The 18,417-nt window shown below is 54.9% G+C and carries 18 protein-coding genes; 9 read left to right on the top strand and 9 right to left on the bottom strand.

The features are described 5' to 3' along the window. Positions 1 to 237: 237 nt before the first annotated feature. The 3 genes from CVV30_00795 to CVV30_00785 all read left to right on the top strand — a co-directional run bounded on the left by CVV30_00795 (position 238) and on the right by CVV30_00785 (position 2,857). Positions 238 to 927 (top strand): MBL fold metallo-hydrolase, encoded by a 690-nt coding sequence (locus CVV30_00795; protein PKL69944.1) that lies wholly within the window; start codon positions 238 to 240, stop codon positions 925 to 927. 96 nt (positions 928 to 1,023) lie between these two features. Further along, a complete protein-coding gene (locus CVV30_00790) occupies positions 1,024 to 2,235 on the top strand; it encodes a YcaO-related McrA-glycine thioamidation protein (GenBank protein PKL69943.1) in 1,212 nt (403 codons plus the stop codon). Then, a complete protein-coding gene (locus tag CVV30_00785) occupies positions 2,198 to 2,857 on the top strand; it encodes a TfuA-related McrA-glycine thioamidation protein (GenBank protein ID PKL69942.1) in 660 nt (219 codons plus the stop codon). The genes CVV30_00790 and CVV30_00785 overlap by 38 nt, the downstream gene beginning before the upstream one ends. 420 nt (positions 2,858 to 3,277) lie before the next feature. Here the strand turns inward: CVV30_00785 and CVV30_00780 are convergent, their stop codons facing one another. The 8 genes from CVV30_00780 to CVV30_00745 form a co-directional block, all read right to left on the bottom strand. After that, positions 3,278 to 4,924: a thermosome subunit gene (locus tag CVV30_00780; GenBank protein ID PKL69941.1), complete on the bottom strand. Its 1,647-nt coding sequence runs from the start codon at positions 4,922 to 4,924 to the stop codon at positions 3,278 to 3,280. Positions 4,925 to 5,206: 282 nt separating this feature from the next. Next, positions 5,207 to 5,935 carry a hypothetical protein gene (locus CVV30_00775; protein ID PKL69940.1) on the bottom strand — a complete coding sequence of 243 codons (729 nt, stop codon included), beginning with the start codon at positions 5,933 to 5,935 and terminating at the stop codon, positions 5,207 to 5,209. 115 nt (positions 5,936 to 6,050) lie between these two features. Further along, a complete protein-coding gene (locus tag CVV30_00770; GenBank protein PKL69939.1) occupies positions 6,051 to 6,647 on the bottom strand; it encodes a CDP-alcohol phosphatidyltransferase family protein in 597 nt (198 codons plus the stop codon). A gap of 4 nt (positions 6,648 to 6,651) precedes the next feature. Beyond that, entirely contained in the window at positions 6,652 to 7,158 is a 507-nt protein-coding gene (locus tag CVV30_00765; GenBank protein ID PKL69938.1) for an adenylate kinase, read from the bottom strand. Next, positions 7,155 to 8,213, bottom strand: coding sequence for a histidinol-phosphate transaminase (locus tag CVV30_00760; GenBank protein PKL69937.1), 1,059 nt, complete (start codon positions 8,211 to 8,213; stop codon positions 7,155 to 7,157). The genes CVV30_00765 and CVV30_00760 overlap by 4 nt, the downstream gene beginning before the upstream one ends. Then, a complete protein-coding gene (locus CVV30_00755; GenBank protein ID PKL69936.1) occupies positions 8,197 to 9,327 on the bottom strand; it encodes an aspartate aminotransferase family protein in 1,131 nt (376 codons plus the stop codon). Before CVV30_00755 ends, CVV30_00760 begins: the two co-directional genes overlap by 17 nt. A gap of 59 nt (positions 9,328 to 9,386) precedes the next feature. Next, the gene (locus tag CVV30_00750; GenBank protein PKL69935.1) at positions 9,387 to 10,304 is read right to left on the bottom strand and encodes a glutamine-hydrolyzing GMP synthase subunit GuaA; all 918 of its coding nucleotides are present in this window, start codon (positions 10,302 to 10,304) and stop codon (positions 9,387 to 9,389) included. Positions 10,305 to 10,316: 12 nt separating this feature from the next. Next, positions 10,317 to 11,897 carry a CTP synthase gene (locus tag CVV30_00745; GenBank protein ID PKL69934.1) on the bottom strand — a complete coding sequence of 527 codons (1,581 nt, stop codon included), beginning with the start codon at positions 11,895 to 11,897 and terminating at the stop codon, positions 10,317 to 10,319. A gap of 164 nt (positions 11,898 to 12,061) precedes the next feature. On the opposite strand from CVV30_00745, the gene CVV30_00740 reads away from it, so the two are divergent. Continuing rightward, positions 12,062 to 12,784, top strand: coding sequence for a hypothetical protein (locus tag CVV30_00740; GenBank protein ID PKL69933.1), 723 nt, complete (start codon positions 12,062 to 12,064; stop codon positions 12,782 to 12,784). A 7-nt stretch (positions 12,785 to 12,791) separates the two neighbouring features. Here CVV30_00740 and CVV30_00735 read toward each other — a convergent pair whose 3' ends face one another. After that, positions 12,792 to 13,208 (bottom strand): phenylacetic acid degradation protein, encoded by a 417-nt coding sequence (locus tag CVV30_00735; protein PKL69932.1) that lies wholly within the window; start codon positions 13,206 to 13,208, stop codon positions 12,792 to 12,794. Between the two features lie 97 nt (positions 13,209 to 13,305). Between CVV30_00735 and CVV30_00730 the strand changes: the two genes are divergently transcribed. The 5 genes from CVV30_00730 (at position 13,306) to CVV30_00710 (ending at position 18,064) form a co-directional block, all read left to right on the top strand. Beyond that, positions 13,306 to 13,536 (top strand): hypothetical protein, encoded by a 231-nt coding sequence (locus tag CVV30_00730; GenBank protein PKL69931.1) that lies wholly within the window; start codon positions 13,306 to 13,308, stop codon positions 13,534 to 13,536. Positions 13,537 to 13,667: 131 nt separating this feature from the next. Further along, positions 13,668 to 14,372: a glycosyl transferase gene (locus CVV30_00725; GenBank protein ID PKL69930.1), complete on the top strand. Its 705-nt coding sequence runs from the start codon at positions 13,668 to 13,670 to the stop codon at positions 14,370 to 14,372. Then, on the top strand, positions 14,369 to 16,195 hold the full coding sequence (locus tag CVV30_00720) for a hypothetical protein (protein ID PKL69929.1): 1,827 nt from the start codon (positions 14,369 to 14,371) through the stop codon (positions 16,193 to 16,195). Before CVV30_00725 ends, CVV30_00720 begins: the two co-directional genes overlap by 4 nt. Further along, the gene (locus CVV30_00715) at positions 16,176 to 17,477 is read left to right on the top strand and encodes a BREX system ATP-binding protein BrxD (protein PKL69928.1); all 1,302 of its coding nucleotides are present in this window, start codon (positions 16,176 to 16,178) and stop codon (positions 17,475 to 17,477) included. Before CVV30_00720 ends, CVV30_00715 begins: the two co-directional genes overlap by 20 nt. A gap of 20 nt (positions 17,478 to 17,497) precedes the next feature. Further along, positions 17,498 to 18,064, top strand: a complete 567-nt coding sequence (locus CVV30_00710; protein ID PKL69927.1) for a hypothetical protein — start codon at positions 17,498 to 17,500, stop codon at positions 18,062 to 18,064. Positions 18,065 to 18,417 lie beyond the last annotated feature (353 nt).

Below are 18,417 nucleotides of genomic sequence, written 5' to 3'. Positions count from 1 at the left end.
GGCTTTACCGGTATCCATCACTCAAAATCCCTTCTTGCTGGATCTCCCTGCAGTACAGGTATACTGACTGTCAGGTTCGATCCTCAATAATGTTTCGCAGGTTTTTGTCCGCACAGGGGGATATACAAGAACCGGGGACTTGACCGGGTTATAGGAATCGTATCATAGATCCGTTGGGATTACGGGAAAGGCAACACTCATACCAGATAAATAACCTATACCTGTTTCAGGAATCGTATGGAGATCGTAACGGGTATTCACCAGGTGGACGGGGTCAACGCCAATTGTTATATCCTTGTCCGCGATGGCCTCACGGTGATCGATACCGGCCTGCCGGCCGGCAGCGGGAAGAAAATCATTTCCTATATACAAAATACGCTGTACCGGGAGCCATCGGAGATCAAAACCATTGTCATCACCCATTTCCATATGGACCATATCGGGGGAGTGGCAACCCTGAAAAATGCTGCACCGGGTGCAAAGGTTGCGATAGGAAAAGAAGATGCAGGGTATGTATCCGGACAGATTCCCCAACCGGTATATCCGGGAATCCGGGGTCTTCTGCTGCGGTTCGCTGGTGCGATCATGCATCCCGGCCTCTTTTCCATAGATATACGGTTAAACGACGGGGACCGGGTTGACGGGCTCCAGTGCATCCATATTCCCGGACATACTCCCGGGAGCATCGGGCTGTACGATGAGCGGACAAAAACGCTCTTTGCCGGGGATATTCTAAGGTACAACGGGACTGCCCTTGCCGAAGGCCCGGCTCCGTTTACCCTGGACCTTAACGGTTCGCGCCAGTCGATCCGGAAGATTGCTGCTCTCGATTTCGATCTCCTGCTCCCCGGTCACGGCGTACCGCTCCAAGACGGGGCATCAGCAAAGGTGCGGGAGTTTGCTGCATCGCTTCCCACAGACGGGTAAAGTCACGCCCGGATTTGCCCATTTATTTTTCCTCTAACCACGTATGGGCATGTATAAACCCGAAAAGTACCCACCTACTACTTAAGAGACTTTTCCATGCAGCTCCACTCCTGCAAAAAGACCTACAACATCGAGACACAGCGGGCGAGTCCGTTAGATGAGACACTTGCCCGCATCGAACCCAAAGTTCCCACTGCCGGCATCACCCGGGTTGCGGATATCACGAGCCTTGACCGGATCGGGATACCGGTCTTCTCCTGCATCCGCCCGACGGCAGAAGACGGTGCGATCACCGTGTACAACGGGAAAGGCGCAACCATTGAAGAGTCGCGGATATCGGCGATCATGGAGGGGATCGAGCGGTATTCGGCCGAGGTGCATGACCGGGATATCCGGGTAGCACTGTTCCAGGAACTTGAAGGAATCGAGCCCGTCATCAATCCCAATGACCTGATCATGCCGGAAGGTGCCACAACAGACCGGTTCATGTCCTGGTGCCAGGGATACGATATCGTCAATAACCAGACGGTCTGGGTCCCGGCCTTTGCGGTCTTCCACCCGGTCCCACCCCGGCACCGCGGGCCTTTCCGCACGAACTCAAACGGCCTAGCCTCGGGAAACACGATGGAAGAGGCGATCTTCCATGCCCTGTCCGAGGTCATCGAACGGGACGCGTGGTCGCTGGTTGAGACCACCCGGAACACCGGCCCCGCGGTTGTGGGTATCGATGACCCGGTGATCATGGACATGCAGAAGAAGTTTGCCGATGCCCAGGTCGAGGTCACGATTCGGGACATTACCAGTGACATCGGTATCCCGACGATCGCCGCAGTAGCAGATGACGTGCTCTTAAAAGACCCGAGTCTCCTCACCATCGGCATCGGGACGCATACCAGCGCACGGATCGCCGTTATGCGGGCGCTTACCGAAGTGGCCCAGAGCCGGCTCACCCAGATCCACGGGGCACGGGAAGACACCACTCTCGCCGATCTCCGCAAGAAGATGGGCTACGAGCGGGCGAAACGGATCAACGGGTACTGGTACCGGGATAACGGGACCGTGGATTACGCAAAGATTCCTTCGTCGGATACCGATGATTTCTTAAAAGACATCCATAATGTCATCGAAGCCCTGGGAACGAAGGGACTCGACCGGGTCATCGTCGTTGACCTGACAAGAGAAGAGATCGGGATTCCGGTCGTGCGGGTGATTGTGCCGGGCCTGGAAGTCTTTGCAATGGACCCCGAACGCCGGGGCGAACGGGTGAAGCATGCCAAAGATCATCGTATTTCTCGGCCCAAGTCTTGATAGAAAATCGGCAGAAAAGATCCTCCCTGCCGACTACCGGCCTCCTGCTAAACGGGGCGATCTTATCACAGCGGCACGGGAGGGTGCAACCATCATCGGCCTGATCGATGGCGTCTTCCACCAGGAATCGGCCGTTGCCCACCGCGAGATCCTTGCAGCAGTGAAAGGCGGCATCCGGGTGGTCGGCTCATCGAGCATGGGCGCTCTCCGGGCAGCCGAGATGGATACGCTCGGCATGGTGGGCATCGGGGAGATCTACCAGATGTATAAGAGCGGGGAGTTGATCGCCGATGATGAGGTCGCCCTTGTCTTCGATCCCGAGACTGGGCTCTCGCTATCTGAGCCACTCATCAATATACGGTTCACCCTCAAAGAGGCGGAACAGCAGGGAATTATTACGGCACCGGAACATGCAGCCCTGCTTGCGGCTGCACAATCCGTCTTCTACCCGCAAAGGACATACGGGAGGATTGTATCAGCAGCAGGTGCGACACTTGCCTTAGAGACGCAGGAGCGGTTCTTAACCTGGGTAAAACTGCATGCCTGCGACCAGAAGCGGGTCGATGCGGTTGCGGCGCTGGAGTATATCCGGGGGATTGCGGGAGAGGAGAGCGGGGAGTAAATTCCGTTCCCCTTTTTTTGTGACCTGCACAAACACAATTTATAAAAAAATCTCAGCAACAGAAAGGAGAGTGACCCCCTCTCTCCCCCAGAGGGGGAGGCAGCCCAAGGGGAGCGTCCCCTTGACCCCCGGTACTGAGTTTTTTTCATTAACCATTCTGACGGCTTTCGCAATATTGAGCGGTAATCGAGCAGGGTAAAATCAGCGCACTTCGCGGCGGAACGATGACTGCTGAAATATGTTAAAACCTCCTTGCCCCGCCGTGCCTCGGAGAGGCCCTGAGGCGGGGGACCCTCATAATAGTAATGAATTTTTATTTTTCAATCACCGAACTCACGGTTTATGTACTTTTCAAACAGAATTCAAACGAACTACAATTCGGGATATCACCCAATTAAAAAAAGAAAGAAAATTATTGTTTTAATAGCCGCCCATGCCGGGTGGCATTCCACCCATGCCGGGGGGCATACCGCCCATACCGCCCGGGGCACCGGACTGGGACGATGCAATGACGTCGTCAATGCGGAGGATCATGACTGCTGCCTCCGCAGCGCTGGAGATTGCCTGGGTCTTTACCCGCAGGGGTTCTACGACTCCTGCCTTGAGCATGTCAGCAGGTTTGCCGGCACTGATATCAATCCCGTAGGTCTTCTTGCCCGATTCATGGGCTGCACGGAGGTCGACTAACATATCGATCGGATTAAGCCCTGCATTCTCGGCAAGAACGAGGGGGATGATCTCCATTGCGCTTGCAAAGGATTCGATGGCAAGCTGGTTGCGGCCACCAATGGTTGAGGCATACTGGCGGAGTCTTAACGAGAGTTCGGTTTCAGGAGCACCGCCGCCGGGCACAATCTTTTTGCCGGAAACTACGACACTGACGACCATGAGGGCATCGTGGATTGCCCGCTCGAGTTCATCAACCACATGCTCGGTTCCCCCACGGACAATGATGGAGACCGCTTTGGGGTTTTTGCATTTCGAGATATAGATCATATCGTCGTTCGAGATAGTTTTCTCTTCGACAAGGCCGGCCATGCCGAGATCCTTTGCCGTGATTGTATCCACGCTGTTGACGATACTTGCACCCGTTGCACGGGCAAGGTTCTCAACATCGCTCTTTTTTACCCTGCGGACGGCAAGGATACCGGCCTTTGTCAGGTAGTGCTGGGCAACATCGTCAATGCCTTTCTGGCAGATGACAACGTTTGCCTTGCTCTTGATGACCTTGTCCACCATGTCGTGGACCATCTGTTCCTCTCCATCGAGGAATGCCTGTGCCTGCCCGGGTGAGGAGATGTTGATCTTTGCGTTCACTTCGGTCTTTTTGTATTCAAGGGCTGCATTGAGGAGCAGGATCTTTGCATCCTTGACGAGCTTGGGCATGCCCGGGTTTGCACGTTCCTTACTGATGACCATGCCCTCGACAAGGGCCGAGTCATCCACCGAGCCGCCAACCTTCTTTTCCACGTTGATGTGGGCAAGATCGGCTTTACCGTCAGCATCGGTGACGAAGGAGATTGCCCTGACAATGATATCGCAGAGGTGGCCTTTTGCCACTTCGGAGTTCTTGCCGGTGAGTGCAGTCTCTGCGATCTTCTTGAGTATCGCGGTATCGGTTGGCTTGACGGTGATGGCGTATTTATCGAGCAGCTCGAGCGACTTCGATGCGGCCATCCGGTAACCCTCGGCGATACTGGTCGGGTGGACACCCTGTTTGAGCAGTGCTTCGGCGTTCTTTAAGAGTTCGCCGGCAATGACTACGGATGTTGTCGTTCCATCGCCGACTTCAGCATCCTGCGTCTTTGCGATCTCGACCATCATCTTTGCGGCCGGGTGATCTATATCGAGCTCCTTTAAGATAGTGACCCCGTCGTTGGTGATGGTAATATCCCCAATACCATCGACGAGCATCTTGTCCATGCCCCGGGGGCCAAGGGTTGACTGGACTGCAGTAGCAACGGCTCGTGCAGCGGCAAAATTACTGTTCTGGGCGTCCTGTCCGTGGGTCGTCGTTGATCCTTCCCTGAGAATTATAATGGGTTGTCCCCCGAGTTGTTGTGACATTGTTAACCTCGCTCTTAATTGTTCCATCCATTGTGATTTTACGACGGCAATGATATGTTTTTGATGGGATCAAAAACAATGCGGATACCGGTGCCGGTAAAACAGAAGTCATCGGCCCTGTTCGGGCGATTGATGGTGGACTTCATCACCAGATGATAAAACAGATTAACCTGCATCCATTTTATGTGTATCCATCGGATGCGTGGGAACTGCCGGGATCCTTTTTTATGATCTGATCGTCCGATGTATGCGATAACGGGGAGAAAACGGAAAAATATGTTCTTACCGGGTATCCCGTAACATGACCGCGTTATTGCCATCCCATTGCAGGACGATATTCGAGCTTCCCAGCAGTCTGCCCGTTGTTGTATCGGTGGCCGTGACCGTAATGATCACCGGCTCAATGGTTGATGCAGGCTGTTCGGTAAACGACCAGTAGAGTTTCTCGCCATGATTGATGGCCGTATTTCCTATCTCATCTACGGTGTAATTTACCGGGCCCCACGAGTAAAACTTACCGTACGTGGCATTCCATGCGAACCGGGATCGGGCTGCATCAAAACCATTGGCATCGACCGTGATACCTATCCCCGGGGTGGATGACATGATGGGGGAGTAACGCTGCGGACTTGCGGTGAGCGTGACCGAGGTCTTAGTAATGAGCGATGGCGTTGTGGGCTGTGCCTGTATTACGGAGCATCTCCCATTCGTGCACCCGCAACTGCCGGCGCCGCAGTCAAGGGGTCCTTCGCAGCTCATGGTGCAGAGCGCAGCAGTACAGTCAGGTTTTGCTGCCTGTCTGACGCAACCGGTCGGGTGGCAGCACTGGGCCGGGACACAGTCGGAATCAATTGTGCAGGTCTGGTCATCAACGGGGACGGCCGGTAAGGGTGTTGTCGGGGGAATCGTGGGGGTGACTTCCACCACCGGAGTTGATGAGGGGGATGTGCAGCCCGCAAGCAGGACTGCAGCAATGCAGATGAAAATGAGTGCTGGTGCGTATGTATTCATACAGAAAAATGATCCGTTGTGGCACGTATTAAACCAGATGGAGAGGGTGAAGAACTTCACGGGTCAGGAGAAAAAAGGAGAAAATTGCTATGAGGGTAAACAAAAAAAGGAGAGATCACTCCACCTTCGCCCACACATACGCAAACCGCTGGAACGCGGTGATATGCCCGAATATACCAAAGAACAGCAACAACCAGCCGAACCAGCCGAGCCCGAAGAAGATCATCGGTGCAACGAGATTAATAATGCCGACTGCCATGATCAGGACGAGCCGGTCCGCCCTGCCCAGCAGCCCGCCGTAATAGCGCCCGACACCCACGGCCTGTGCCTGCGTGCCAAGATAGGATGACATCAGGACCCCGGTGAGTGCCAGCACGCCGATTGGCCACGGGACCATGCCGCTGGCAAAGATACCGGTGATGATGAAGATATCCGCGTACCGGTCCACCGCATGATCGAGGAAGTCCCCGCGTTTGCTCTGGCACTTCATCTCACGGGCGACCGCACCGTCCATCGAGTCGCAGAATGCATTGAGGGCAACGGCTAAAACGCCCCAGAGTTCGAGCCGCAGGTAAAACAGGATACCAGCTGCGGCCGAAGCAATCAGGGCGGCGATCGTAAAGAAGTTCGGGGTGAGCCGGCACCGGATTGCAATGGCAACGAGCGGATCAAAGTATACTTTTACATGGGAACGGTACTGGTCGAGCGTCATGGTTTTAGATCTCCAGGAATTCCGACCAGTCGAGGTGGCCGAAGTCTGCGGGAATCTCTCCCCGGTAAAATCCCTCGATCCGGTCGGCACAATACGCGGCATCCTGGCCGGTGGTGTCCAGTTCAAAGATCTGCGAGGGTTCAAACTCATCTGCGGTCTCGATGAGGCAGACATCGAGTGCCTCGGCTTCAGCGTTCTCCCGGATCTTCATCTCCCGGTACTTCCGCTGGGCGAGCCGTTTTTTCAGCTCATCGGGTCGGCAGCGGAGAACAACAATCTTGTCGCAAGGGAGCAGGTGGGCGATATGTCCCTCGACAAAACCGTTGACGGGGACAAACTCATCTGCCCAGCGATCCACATCAATAACTTGTGCATCGCGCTCCTCATCATCGCCGATCACATAGGGGCCTACGGTTGCGGTCAGGTGGACAACCGTGTGCCCCCGCCGGGCAAGCTCATCGCCGATAAGCGATTTGCCGGTGCCCGGGGTGCCGGTGATGCCACACATCATAGTTTGTTGATCTCCTGTACGAATAACTCGTTCTCCCAGTCCTCACCGACACTCACGCGGATGTAGTGGTCGGGCAGACCGGCAAAGCTCCTGCACGAGCGGACGACAACGCCTTTCCTTGCAAGGCTTTCGACCATGGCATCGCTCTTGTGAGGTGCGACATCGATCATGACAAAGTTCGCGTCCGAAGGGAGCACCGGGTACTTCACCTCATCGGCAAACCGGGTGCGCCACCGCTTCACCTGCGCGATATACCGTTCTGCACGTTCCTTGTCCGGCAATGCCGCTGCTGCCGCTGCTGCCGATACCGAATTGACGGTAAACGGTGTACCGGCCCGCTGGTACCAGGGAGGAAGCCAGCGCGGGGTGAAGGCATACCCTATCCGGAGCCCGGCGAGAGAGTAAACCTTGGAAAATGTCCTTCCTAAGACAAGGTTCTCGTGTTTTTTCATGAGGGGGAGATAGTCGATACCGGAGAACTCGATATAGGCATTGTCTAAGAAGAGAAGACCTTCGATTCCCTCGAGGATCTCGGCAACCGCTTCAACAGAGGTTGCATTTCCCGTGGGATTATTGGGAGAACAGAGAACGGTAATCTTTGCCTCTTTGGCAGCCTCAATCAGTTTCCCGCAATCAACCGAGAAATCCGCTTCCCGAGGTATCGTAATTACTTCCGCACCCTGGCCCATTGCCGCAAGTGCATAGAAGGAAAAAGTCGGGGTGGAGATGGCCACCGTCTCTCCGGGTTCGACAAGTGTGCGGATGATCGTCTCGATCACGCCATCCATCCCGACACCGGTAACAAAGTGATAGTCGCCGTAATATGCCCGCAGGGCATTCATCAGGATGTTGACCCGCTCATCGGGATACCGGTTGACGGTCCGCAGCGCCTCTTCAGCTGCGGCTAATGCAGCGGGAGAGAGAGGTTCGGGATTCTCATTGCTGGCAAGCCGGGCAATCTTACTTATCCCGTACTCGCGGGCGATATCCTCCGCTTTTTTGGCAAAGACATAGCCGCTCTTTTTTTTATAGCAGGATCTAACCAAGTGCTCCATTGATCACTCCGACCACGCGGTCGATCTCGGTATCGGTAATCACCAGCGGCGGGACAAGACGCAGGTTCCCGTCTGCTGCACAGTTGACCAGCACACCATTTTCAGCACATTTCTTCTGGACATCCGGGCATTTGTCGCCAATGGTCATACCGATCATCAGCCCGCGGACACGGGGGTTCAACTGAACCAGACCCTTGCCGAACCGCTCGCCTTTCCGGGAAACATCCGGAAGGATCTTCTCGATCACACCGATGGTGGCAAGCGCTGCTGCACAGGCAAGCGGTCCACCGGCAAACGTGCTCCCGTGCTCGCTCTTTTTGAACTCAAGGTCTTCGCGGGCAACAAGTGCGCCCATGGGAAACCCGCTCGCAATCCCTTTTGCGAGCGTGACAATATCGGCCTGCACCTTGGTGTGCTGCATGGCAAGCCATTTACCGGTACGTCCCATGCCGGTCTGGACTTCATCGGCGATCATGAGAGCGCCGGCATCATCGCAGATTTCACGGATGCCTTCAATGAAACTGTCGGGCGGGATGATAACCCCTGCTTCACCCTGGATCGGTTCGAAGATGACCCCGGCGGTATCCTTGTCCACGACCTTTTTCAGCGCGTCAAGATCACCCCATTCGACAAAGGTCTTGACCATACCGAGCGGTTCGAACGGCTCGCGGATGGCAGGCTTGTGTGTAACGCTGAGTGAACCTACGGTACGTCCGTGGAACCCATGGGTAAAGGCAACAAATTTCTTCCTTCCGGTCCGGACCCGGGCCAGCTTGAGTGCCCCGTCGGTTGCTTCTGCTCCCGAGTTGGAGAAAAACGCTTTGTGCATTCCCGTAATTTCTACGAGTTTCTTTGCGAGATCCCCCTGGTGCGGCACGTAATAGAGGTTCGAGCAGTGGATCAGCTGGTGTGCCTGGTCACAGATCGCTTTTACCACGGCCGGGTGGCAGTGCCCGGTGCTGCAGACTGCAATGCCTGCGACACAGTCGAGATACTGTTTTCCTTCTGCATCCCAGACGGTTGATCCCTCGCCCTTGACGATTGCCATGTCCCGCGAGAACGCAGGCATAAAGTAGCGTTCATCGAGGGCTTTGAACTGGCTTGTAGTTTCCATTTTTATCACAATTCTTTGTTGGTTGATTTTGTTTGATCTTTCTTTGTTTTTGTTCCACGTTATTCATATTCAATGGTTGCCGGCGGTTTTGCCGTGATATCATAGACAACTCTTGCAACCCGGGGAATGTCGGCTGTAATTCTCGAGCCGATTCTCACCAGGTGCTCAAAGGGGATATCGAGCGGGTCTGCCGTCATTCCGTCCCGGGAGTTCACGGCCCGTACCGCAACGATCCACCCGTGGATCCGGTTGTCGCCTTTGACCCCGGTGCCAAGGCCAATGAGTGCAGCAAAGCACTGCCAGGGCCGGTACTTCTCGACCAGTTCGTCTTCTACGATCCAGTTTGCCTCGCGGATGATCTCCACTTTTTCTTTCGTGATATCCCCGATGATACGAACCGCAAGCCCGGGGCCGGGGAATGGCATCCGGTGCTGGATCTCCTTTGGCATACCAAGGGCTCCGGCAACTTCCCGCACTTCATCCTTATAGAGGTCGCGGATCGGTTCGATCACTTTCGTGAACTCCATGTGCAGCGGCATACCGCCCACGTTGTGGTGGCTCTTGATCCCGCCCTCGCTCTCGATGCGGTCCGGGTAGATGGTGCCCTGCAACAGGCATTTTGCCCCTACCTTCTTTGCCTCGCGCTCGAAGACCCGGATGAACCGCTCGCCGATTGCCATCCGCTTGGCTTCGGGATCGGTGATTCCCTTGAGCGATGTAAGGAATTCATCACTGGCATCGACTATCTGGAGATGGATATCGCTAAAGAGCGTCCGGATTCGTTCGGTCTCACCTTTGCGCATCAGGCCGGTATCGATATAGATAGGGATGAGATTGTCGCCAATCGCACGGGCCGCAAGTACCGCACAGACCGAGCTGTCCACGCCGCCCGACAGGGCCATGACCACCTTATCATTACCGGCTGCGGTCTTGATCTCTGCAATGGATTTGGCAATGAATTTCTCTGTATTGACCATTCTTTTGCTCCTTTAAGTTGTCCTCTTGTTTGCCCTGCACGCCTCAACAAACCCGAGATACGGGGGAGACGGGTGGGTTGGCCGGGACCGGAACTCCGGGTGGAACTGCGTGGCAAAGAAGAACGGGTGATCGGGAAGTTCGAGGCACTCCATCCGGTTCTTATTGGTTGCCGAAAAGACGAGCCCTGCCTTCTCCAGGTCCCCGATATACTTCGGGTTCACTTCATACCGGTGCCGGTGGCGTTCGGTAACCTGCTTTTCCTTATAGAGTTTCATTGCCAGCGTGCCGTCACGGATATCTGCAGTGTAATTCCCCAGCCGCATGGTCCCGCCGAGTTCGTTGACACCTTCCTGTTCCGGCAGAAGCCCGATCACGTGGGTGCCTTCGCCGAACTCCTCGCTCGTGGCATCGGCAAAACCTGCCACGTGACGGGCGTACTCCACGGTTGCCAGCTGGAACCCGAGACAGAGCCCGAGGAATGGCACCTTGTTCTCGCGGGCAAACTGGATCGCTTCGATCTTGCCCTCAATGCCCCGTTTCCCGAACCCACCGGGAATCAGGATGCCGTCATAGTCCTTGAGATGGCACCGCTCATAGCGTTCTGCATCCAGCCAGGCAATCTTCACTTCAGTGGAGAGTGAACGACCTGCGTGCTTGAGCGATTCCTTGATGCTGATATAGACATCCTCGATGCCGTACTTGCTGACGATTGCAACTGTCACGCGGTTGGTATATTCCTTGTTTACCACCCGGTACCAGCTGGTGTCGACCTCTTTCTTATCGAGCCCGAGATGAGCGGAGAGCACATCGGCAATGCCTTCCTTTTCCATCTCCATCGGGACAGCGTACGTATCCGGGGCGGTTGCCGCAGAGATAACAGCTTTCTGGGGGAGATCGCAGAAAGCGGATATCTTGCGTTTTGTACCGGCACTTATCGGGTTCTCGCTCCTGCCGACAATAATGTCTGCATGAAGACCGAGTTCACGCAGGGCTTTTACCGAGTGCTGGGTGGGCTTGGTCTTCATGTCGCCCATCGTATCTTCGGGAATCAGGGTGACGTGGATGAGCACGATATCGTGTTCGGGAAGTTCGCCGTGCATCTGGCGGACTGCTTCTAAGAATGGCATGCTCTCGATATCACCAACCGTGCCGCCAACTTCCACAAGGCAGATATCCGCTTTTGTGCCATCCGGGAACTCCTCTTCTGCGGCCTGCCGGATGCAGGTCTTGATCTGGTCGGTGATGTGGGGGATGATCTGCACGGTCTCGCCGAGGAAATCGCCGCGGCGTTCCTTGTCGATGACCGTCCGGTACACCTTGCCGGTAGTAATATTGTGAGCAGCGGTCAACTCAATGTCTAAAAACCGCTCGTAGTTGCCGAGGTCAAGGTCAACTTCGCTGCCATCCTTGAGCACGAACACTTCGCCGTGCTGGGCCGGGTTCATCGTCCCCGCATCGATATTTAAGTAGGGATCTATCTTGACTGCTGTGACCCGGTAGCCACGGTTCTGCAAAATCCGTCCCACTGATGCTGCGGTAATGCCCTTGCCCAGACCGCTCATCACACCGCCGGTAATAATGATGTACTTCACGAAAATCTCCCCGATTGCATTATATTTGACTCACAATCCTAATAGTGTTATCTTCCTTGAATGCAACGGGATAAAACCAGGCTTTTCCCGCTGGCGTAATCTGCACCGGTACCGGGCAATGGTTTAAGTAAGATTAATTTGCGAAAACATCTCACTGAGTAGCTATGAACTTCAGGCAGATTATTCATATCCTGGCAATCTTTGCATTGATTGCCTGCTTCATCCCGCCGGTGCTCGCAGCGGACGAAACTCCAAACGCCGATGCACCGAAGGACGAGGCAACCACCCTCTATAACCGGGCGGAAGTGCTCCTCAACACGAATGACTATACCAGGGCGATTGAAACATTTGACCAGGCGCTCGCAGCCAACACCTCCATGATCAAGATGTCCGATGCCCTGCTGTACACCTATCGCGACAAGGGCTATGCACAGATCCAGCTCAAAAAATATGATGATGCCATCCAGACCTTTGACCAGGGCCTCGCGCTCTATCCCGAGGACAAGATGCTCTGGAACAACAAGGGCTATGCAAACTATAATCTTGGAAAGTATCAGGACGCACTCGCAGCCTACAACAACGCCATCAAGTTTGAGACGGGTTATACAACTGCCCTGATCAACAAAGGCGACACGCTCTCAAAGATGGGAGATTACACCGCAGCAGTGGATTCCTATACCAAAGCCCTTGAAACGGATCCCGGCAACCGCGATGCAACAGCCGGCCTTGCCGCTGCACAGAAAGGAGCAGCCTCTGCCTCGCAGACAACCATGATGGTGGTCGTTGCCCTGGTAATCATTGTCGCGATTGGCGCTGTCTGGTATATCAAATTCAGAAAACCGGAAGTAAAACCAGAAGAGAAGAAGACCCAAAATAAGAAGGAATAATCTTTTTTTATTCTTTTGCCGTCACGGCAAAGGCAGCCGAAGTCCGGGAAAGCATCGTCTTTTCGCCATTTTCCAGGAATACTTCGGCCTCGGCAAAAGCAACACGCCTGCCCTTCTTGATCACCTTTGCCTCGGCAACGATCACACCCTCCCGTACCCCTTTGACAAAACTGGTGGACTCGGAGATGGTGGCAATCCCTTCGTTCTCTTTAAGCAGGGTATAGAGAGCCAGTGCAATCGCTTCATCGGCAAGCGCCACGAGCATGCCACCCTGGAGCCAGCCGACCCCGTTGAGCATGTCGGGCCGGACCTGCATTTTCAGTACTGCCGTTCCTGCATCATAGCTGACGATATCGATCCCCATCTGGCAAAAGAACGGGTTGGCATTCCGGCCCTGCTGCCGGATATTTTCAAGATAGGACATGATTCTCGTATGAGAATTTATCCGGACACAGATTAAGAATATGCCTTTGTCGAAAAGCCGGTTGCTTAATAATGATGGTTGGACTTACCTATTCACCATGCAGGACCCTGAAACAAAAGAGATGCTTGCCGACCTCATCTGGCTCAATGCGGTCATCGCAACAGAACTTATCCAGATCACCGAGAACACATCAGCCATCCTCCGAAAAAGTCCGCCACCCGAAAGTTGCCTTGCCGAACACCACGAACTCCGGAAAACCGCGCTCCATATGGCAGAAAAATATCGCCCCACAACGGTGCTTGGCCAGCACCTGCTCAAACACCAGTAACGTTATTGGGACACTCTGCCCACGAATATAGTACAATAAACCGGTTGCTACGGAAGAGTCCGCTTAAGCATACGATACAATAGCGTAACACTCTTCACCTGTACATCTTTATTACCTGGAGCAAGCCCGTCATGACCAATCCCGGCGTATCGTTCAGTCTCGTCATTCCCGCATACAATGAGGAGAACCGGATCCAGTCCCTCTTTGATGAGATATCAGTGTTTGACGGCGAACTTATCGTAGTCTGTGACGGGACCGACAGGACTGCTGATTGTGTCAGCAGGATCGCAGATAACCGGAAGGATCTCACGATCCGCTGTCTCGTTTTCGATCACCGGCTGGGAAAGGGAGGCGGCGTGATCGAAGGACTCAATGCCGCACGGGCGCCGCTGGTGGGGTACTTCGATGCGGATGGATCTACAAGTATCGGTGAGATGATCCGGCTTTTCTCCCGGCTTGCTGATTCCGACTGTGCGATCGGTTCACGCTGGGTGCCGGGTTCAACACTTCGCGTGAGACAGGGATTTATGCGCAGGATGGAGAGCCGGGCATTTAATCTCCTGATACGGATGCTCTTCGGGCTCACCTTCAATGACACGCAATGCGGGGCAAAGGTATTCAGGAAAACCGCAATCGATACGGTTTTGCCACAGATGACGTCGCGGGGATTCGAGTTCGATGTCGAACTGCTCTGGCGGCTGCAGCGTGCAGGATACAGCATAACTGAAGTTCCCATCATCTGGCAGAACCAGGGGGACTCGCGGGTACAGAAGCGGGACATGTTCCGGATGCTTAAGGGGCTTTTTGCGATCCGGTTCGGTTCAGGAAACGTATGATTCCATTATCCCGGGAAGAGCAGAAGAAAGAGGCGTTCCGGCTTTTTGAAGACGGCCGGTATATCGAATCCGGTCAGGTTTGCTCCCTTCTCCTTGAGTCCGGGAAGGATTCTGCGATCGACGTCCTTGCCGCAACCAACCTCTATTACATGGGGAGACTTGACGATGCAGAGGTATTTTTCCGGGACCTGGCACAGAAGATGCCGGACTCTTCCTATGTGCACAGTTACCTGGCAAAAGTGCTCGAAGCCCGTAGTGACGAAGGCGCGATTGCGGAGTACGCAACAGCCGTCCACCTCGATCCCTCCAACCAGGACGCCCTGCGGAGTTATGCGGAATATCTTCTCGGCCACAAGGATTACCGTGCAGCACTGCCCGTCTTCAAACGGCTCGTGCAGACAGGAAGAAAACAGGAAGATGTCCGGCACTTGATGCAGGCACTCCTGGGAATTGGCGAGGCAGAAGAGGCACTCACCACACATGACATACTGGGGGGCGGGACTGCGCCGGGCCATGAATATGTGGATGCACTGGTCAGGACCGGAAATTTCCCTGCAGCAGCGGAGTCTGCGAACCGGATCTACAAAGAGACCCGGGATCCCGCAGTCCTGAGGAAATACCTGTCAGCTCTCTCCTGTTACGATGTGCAGGCTTCATTTGAGGCCTATACCGATCACATCGGTTCCGATACGGATTGCGAGATCCACTTTGACTATGTGCTGCTCCTGCAGACACATGGGAAAACTGAGGATGCGCTCGGTGCCGCACGGGCGCTGGCAGAGCGCTCGCCCCGGCCGGTATACCGCCTTCTTGTCTGCGATCTGCTGGCCATCCGGGCTGATACAGAAGAGAGGAAAAAAGATGCCCTTGCTGCATATGAGCAGTTGATCCGCGATGAACTGGCAACAAAGAATGACCTGGACCTGCTCCGGACGATCGTGAGCAGGTACCGCCGGCACCTCACCGCGTGGGTACCTGCAGAAGAAGCAAAGCTGAGATTCCTGAATCACGTTTCGCAGGATGTGAACGTTGCCAGCCTGCTCGAAACCGCCCTGTTATTCGAAGATGCCGGTGATGCCGCAGAAGCCCGGTCCTGGTATTACCGGGCGTACCGGGCAGACTTCCTTACGGGTGGGCTTTCCTATGCGCAGTTCCTCGATGCACACGGTGAAGGACGCGAATGCGAGAAAGTGATGCTCTACATTCTATCGAACGTGAAAAAAAGCGCTGACCTGAGCCGGGTTGCCACTGTGATCGTGGATAAGACCGGCACTATGCACCGCTTAAAGCGGCTGATGGAGCAGCTGCTTGCAAAACTCGAAGCCCGGCGGGCTACGCTGAATTCCGAAGGCCTTGAACTCCTTGCAATGACGTATTTCATTGCCGGGACCAATGCTCACGAAGAGCAGGATTATGCGGGGTGCAAATATTGCTGCCTGAGCGGGATGGACGTGATGCCAGCCCATACCCGGGCCATTCACCTTGAGGATTTCCTCAGCCTGATCCGGGCCTGCAAGGAGAAATCAGCAGCCGATCGCCCGATTATGAATGTGCCGCGGGTAAAAAAACGGGCAGCAGCGGGTCCTCCCGCGCAGGTGATCACGGACCAGCTCGGCCTTACGGAACAGGAGGCAAAGATCCTTGAGTTCATCCGGCTGCACCGGATGGCAAGCGAGATGGACTTGAGAAAAGTGCTGGGAACCCGCAGGGTGGTTGGGATCGTCAACCGCCTGATCCAGAAAGCAGAAGCACAGGGATTGTTACTGATCGCAAAGAAAGGAGTTGGGGAGGATGGAGAGGGCTATGAATTTACCGGAACCTGAACGGATGGACCAGCGCCGGCTCGAGAGCATCAACATCATCAATGCGTTACGCAGGGGCACGGTTCCTGCGAGCGGGCTTGAACGGATCGCTGTCGGCCTCGATGTTGAAGAGGGTGTGATCAGCAAACAACTGGATTACGTGGCCCAGAGCGGCGGGGATCTCAAGTTTATCCGGGGCGAGTACGGGAGCGGTAAGACATTTCTGGTTGCCCGGGCACTTGAGATCGCCCGCACCAAGGGGTTTGTCACCTCGCATGTGATCATATCGTCCTCCACCCCGCTCTACAAGATCAAGGGAATCTACCAGCAGGTCTGTGCCAACCTCCGCACCGGCAATGAAGAGCATGCGATCAAGACAATTCTCGACAACTGGCTCTTTGCCATCGAAGAGCGTCTGCTTTCCGTGAGCGGAAGCGGTCTTGAAGATGCTGCCCTTGAAGAGGCCACCGAGCGGGAGATCGAAACGGCACTCAGCGGTATCAGCGAGGTCAACACCGCACTTGCAGCGGCACTGCGCACCTATTACCGGGCGAACAATGCCGGCGACTTCCAGCTGGCACAGGCAGCACTCGGCTGGATTGCCGGCGAACCGAATATCGGGCGGGACTTCAAGCAGAAAGCGGGGATCAAGGGCGAGATCGATGACACCATCGCGTTTCTCTTCCTGCGGGGCCTGGTCTCAATCATTCACGGGGCGGGATACAACGGGATTGCGATTGCGGTCGACGAAATGGAGACCACGCAGGGGCTCCAGCGCAGCCAGCGGGAGAAGGGTTACCACACGCTCGTGCAGATCATCGATGCCCTCGACCGGGGCGATATGCCGCGCTGCTTCTTCCTCTTTACCGGCACGCCCGCCATGTATGACGGTTCCCGCGGGATCCGTTCCGTCCCTCCGCTCTATGACCGGATCAGCGTGGTGCAGAACGATGCCTATCGCAACCCCCGCCAGCCGCAGATCCTGCTGGAGAAGTTCGATACCTCAAAACTCGAACTGGTGGCGCTCAAGGTTGTGGATGTTTATGCCCAGGCATACACGGAACCGGATCGCGAACGGGTCTCGCACCGCTTTATCCGGGCCATGATCAAAAAGATCACTACGCGTTTCGGGGGACGGATTGACGTAATCCCCCGGATATTCTTAAAAGAATTTGTCGATGTGCTGGACAAATGCGAGCTCTACGAGGACTATAAGCCCGGAGATGCTTATGACTTCGATGCCGAACATCTCAAGGGCGACTTAAAAAAAGAAGAAGAGGCGGTGATGGTGGTCAGGTTCTGATTCCATTACCGGAAAAGACAATGTTTTACGCTTTAACAGCACACCATTCCGGCATGCGCCGGGCACATCTCCTGTTCATCCTTGCCGCAATCCTGCTGTGCGCACTGGTCCCTGCCACAGGAGCCGTGACACTCACCCTCAATGCCTCCGAGAACGAGGCGCATATCGGGGATGTGATCACGCTCAGCGGATCAGTAACCGGTATGAAAACGATTGCCGCGTATCTCTTTGTAACCGGCCCGGATCTCGATCCCCGGGGGGTGACACTCGATAATCTCAATATCCCTGCCGGTCGCGGATTGTTCACAACGGCCCCGGTGCATCTTGAGAACGGCACCTGGTCCTATACCTGGGACACAGCGGTCATTCTCGGCAACCTCAAGCCCGGTTCCTATATCGTATATGTTGTCAGTTCCCCGGTTGACCGGCTCCGCTATGACAGGAATGAGTATGCCACAACCGAGATCGTTTTTCATCCATCAGATGCACCACCCGGTGAAGCACCGCTCGGACCCGGTATGCCGGTTGTGGCACTGGTGATTGCCGGGGTTATTTTGCTGGGATATCGGGGTATGCGGCGGGAATAGAGATTTTTTTTTAATATTTTTTATTGACCGCTTTTTTCTTTGTTCATTCATAGAGACTGATACCTCCATACCCCAATAGCGATGCTCCCGCCACCTTTGACCGGGCGCCCCCGCGGCGACCCGGGAGCTACTCATCCGGTTGATCCCAAACGGAATAGATGGGGGTCAGTGAGGGACATTTGTTCCTGCACGGAACGGTGAGATATGAAAGAGTGTCTTCGTAATTTTTCAAATTTTTCTGCAGTGTACGAATCATTTACAACAAATGTCCCTCACTGACCCCCCATCACCCCCATTGATTTTCGGGCCGGATTTACTGCATTTTACGGAGTGTATGAGACTCAAGATCGTTG

The sequence above is a fragment of the Methanomicrobiales archaeon HGW-Methanomicrobiales-1 genome, assembly GCA_002839675.1.
Lineage (GTDB): Archaea > Halobacteriota > Methanomicrobia > Methanomicrobiales > Methanospirillaceae > Methanoregula.
Note: the sequence above shows the minus strand (reverse complement) of the source record. Positions and strands in the feature narration are given on the sequence as shown.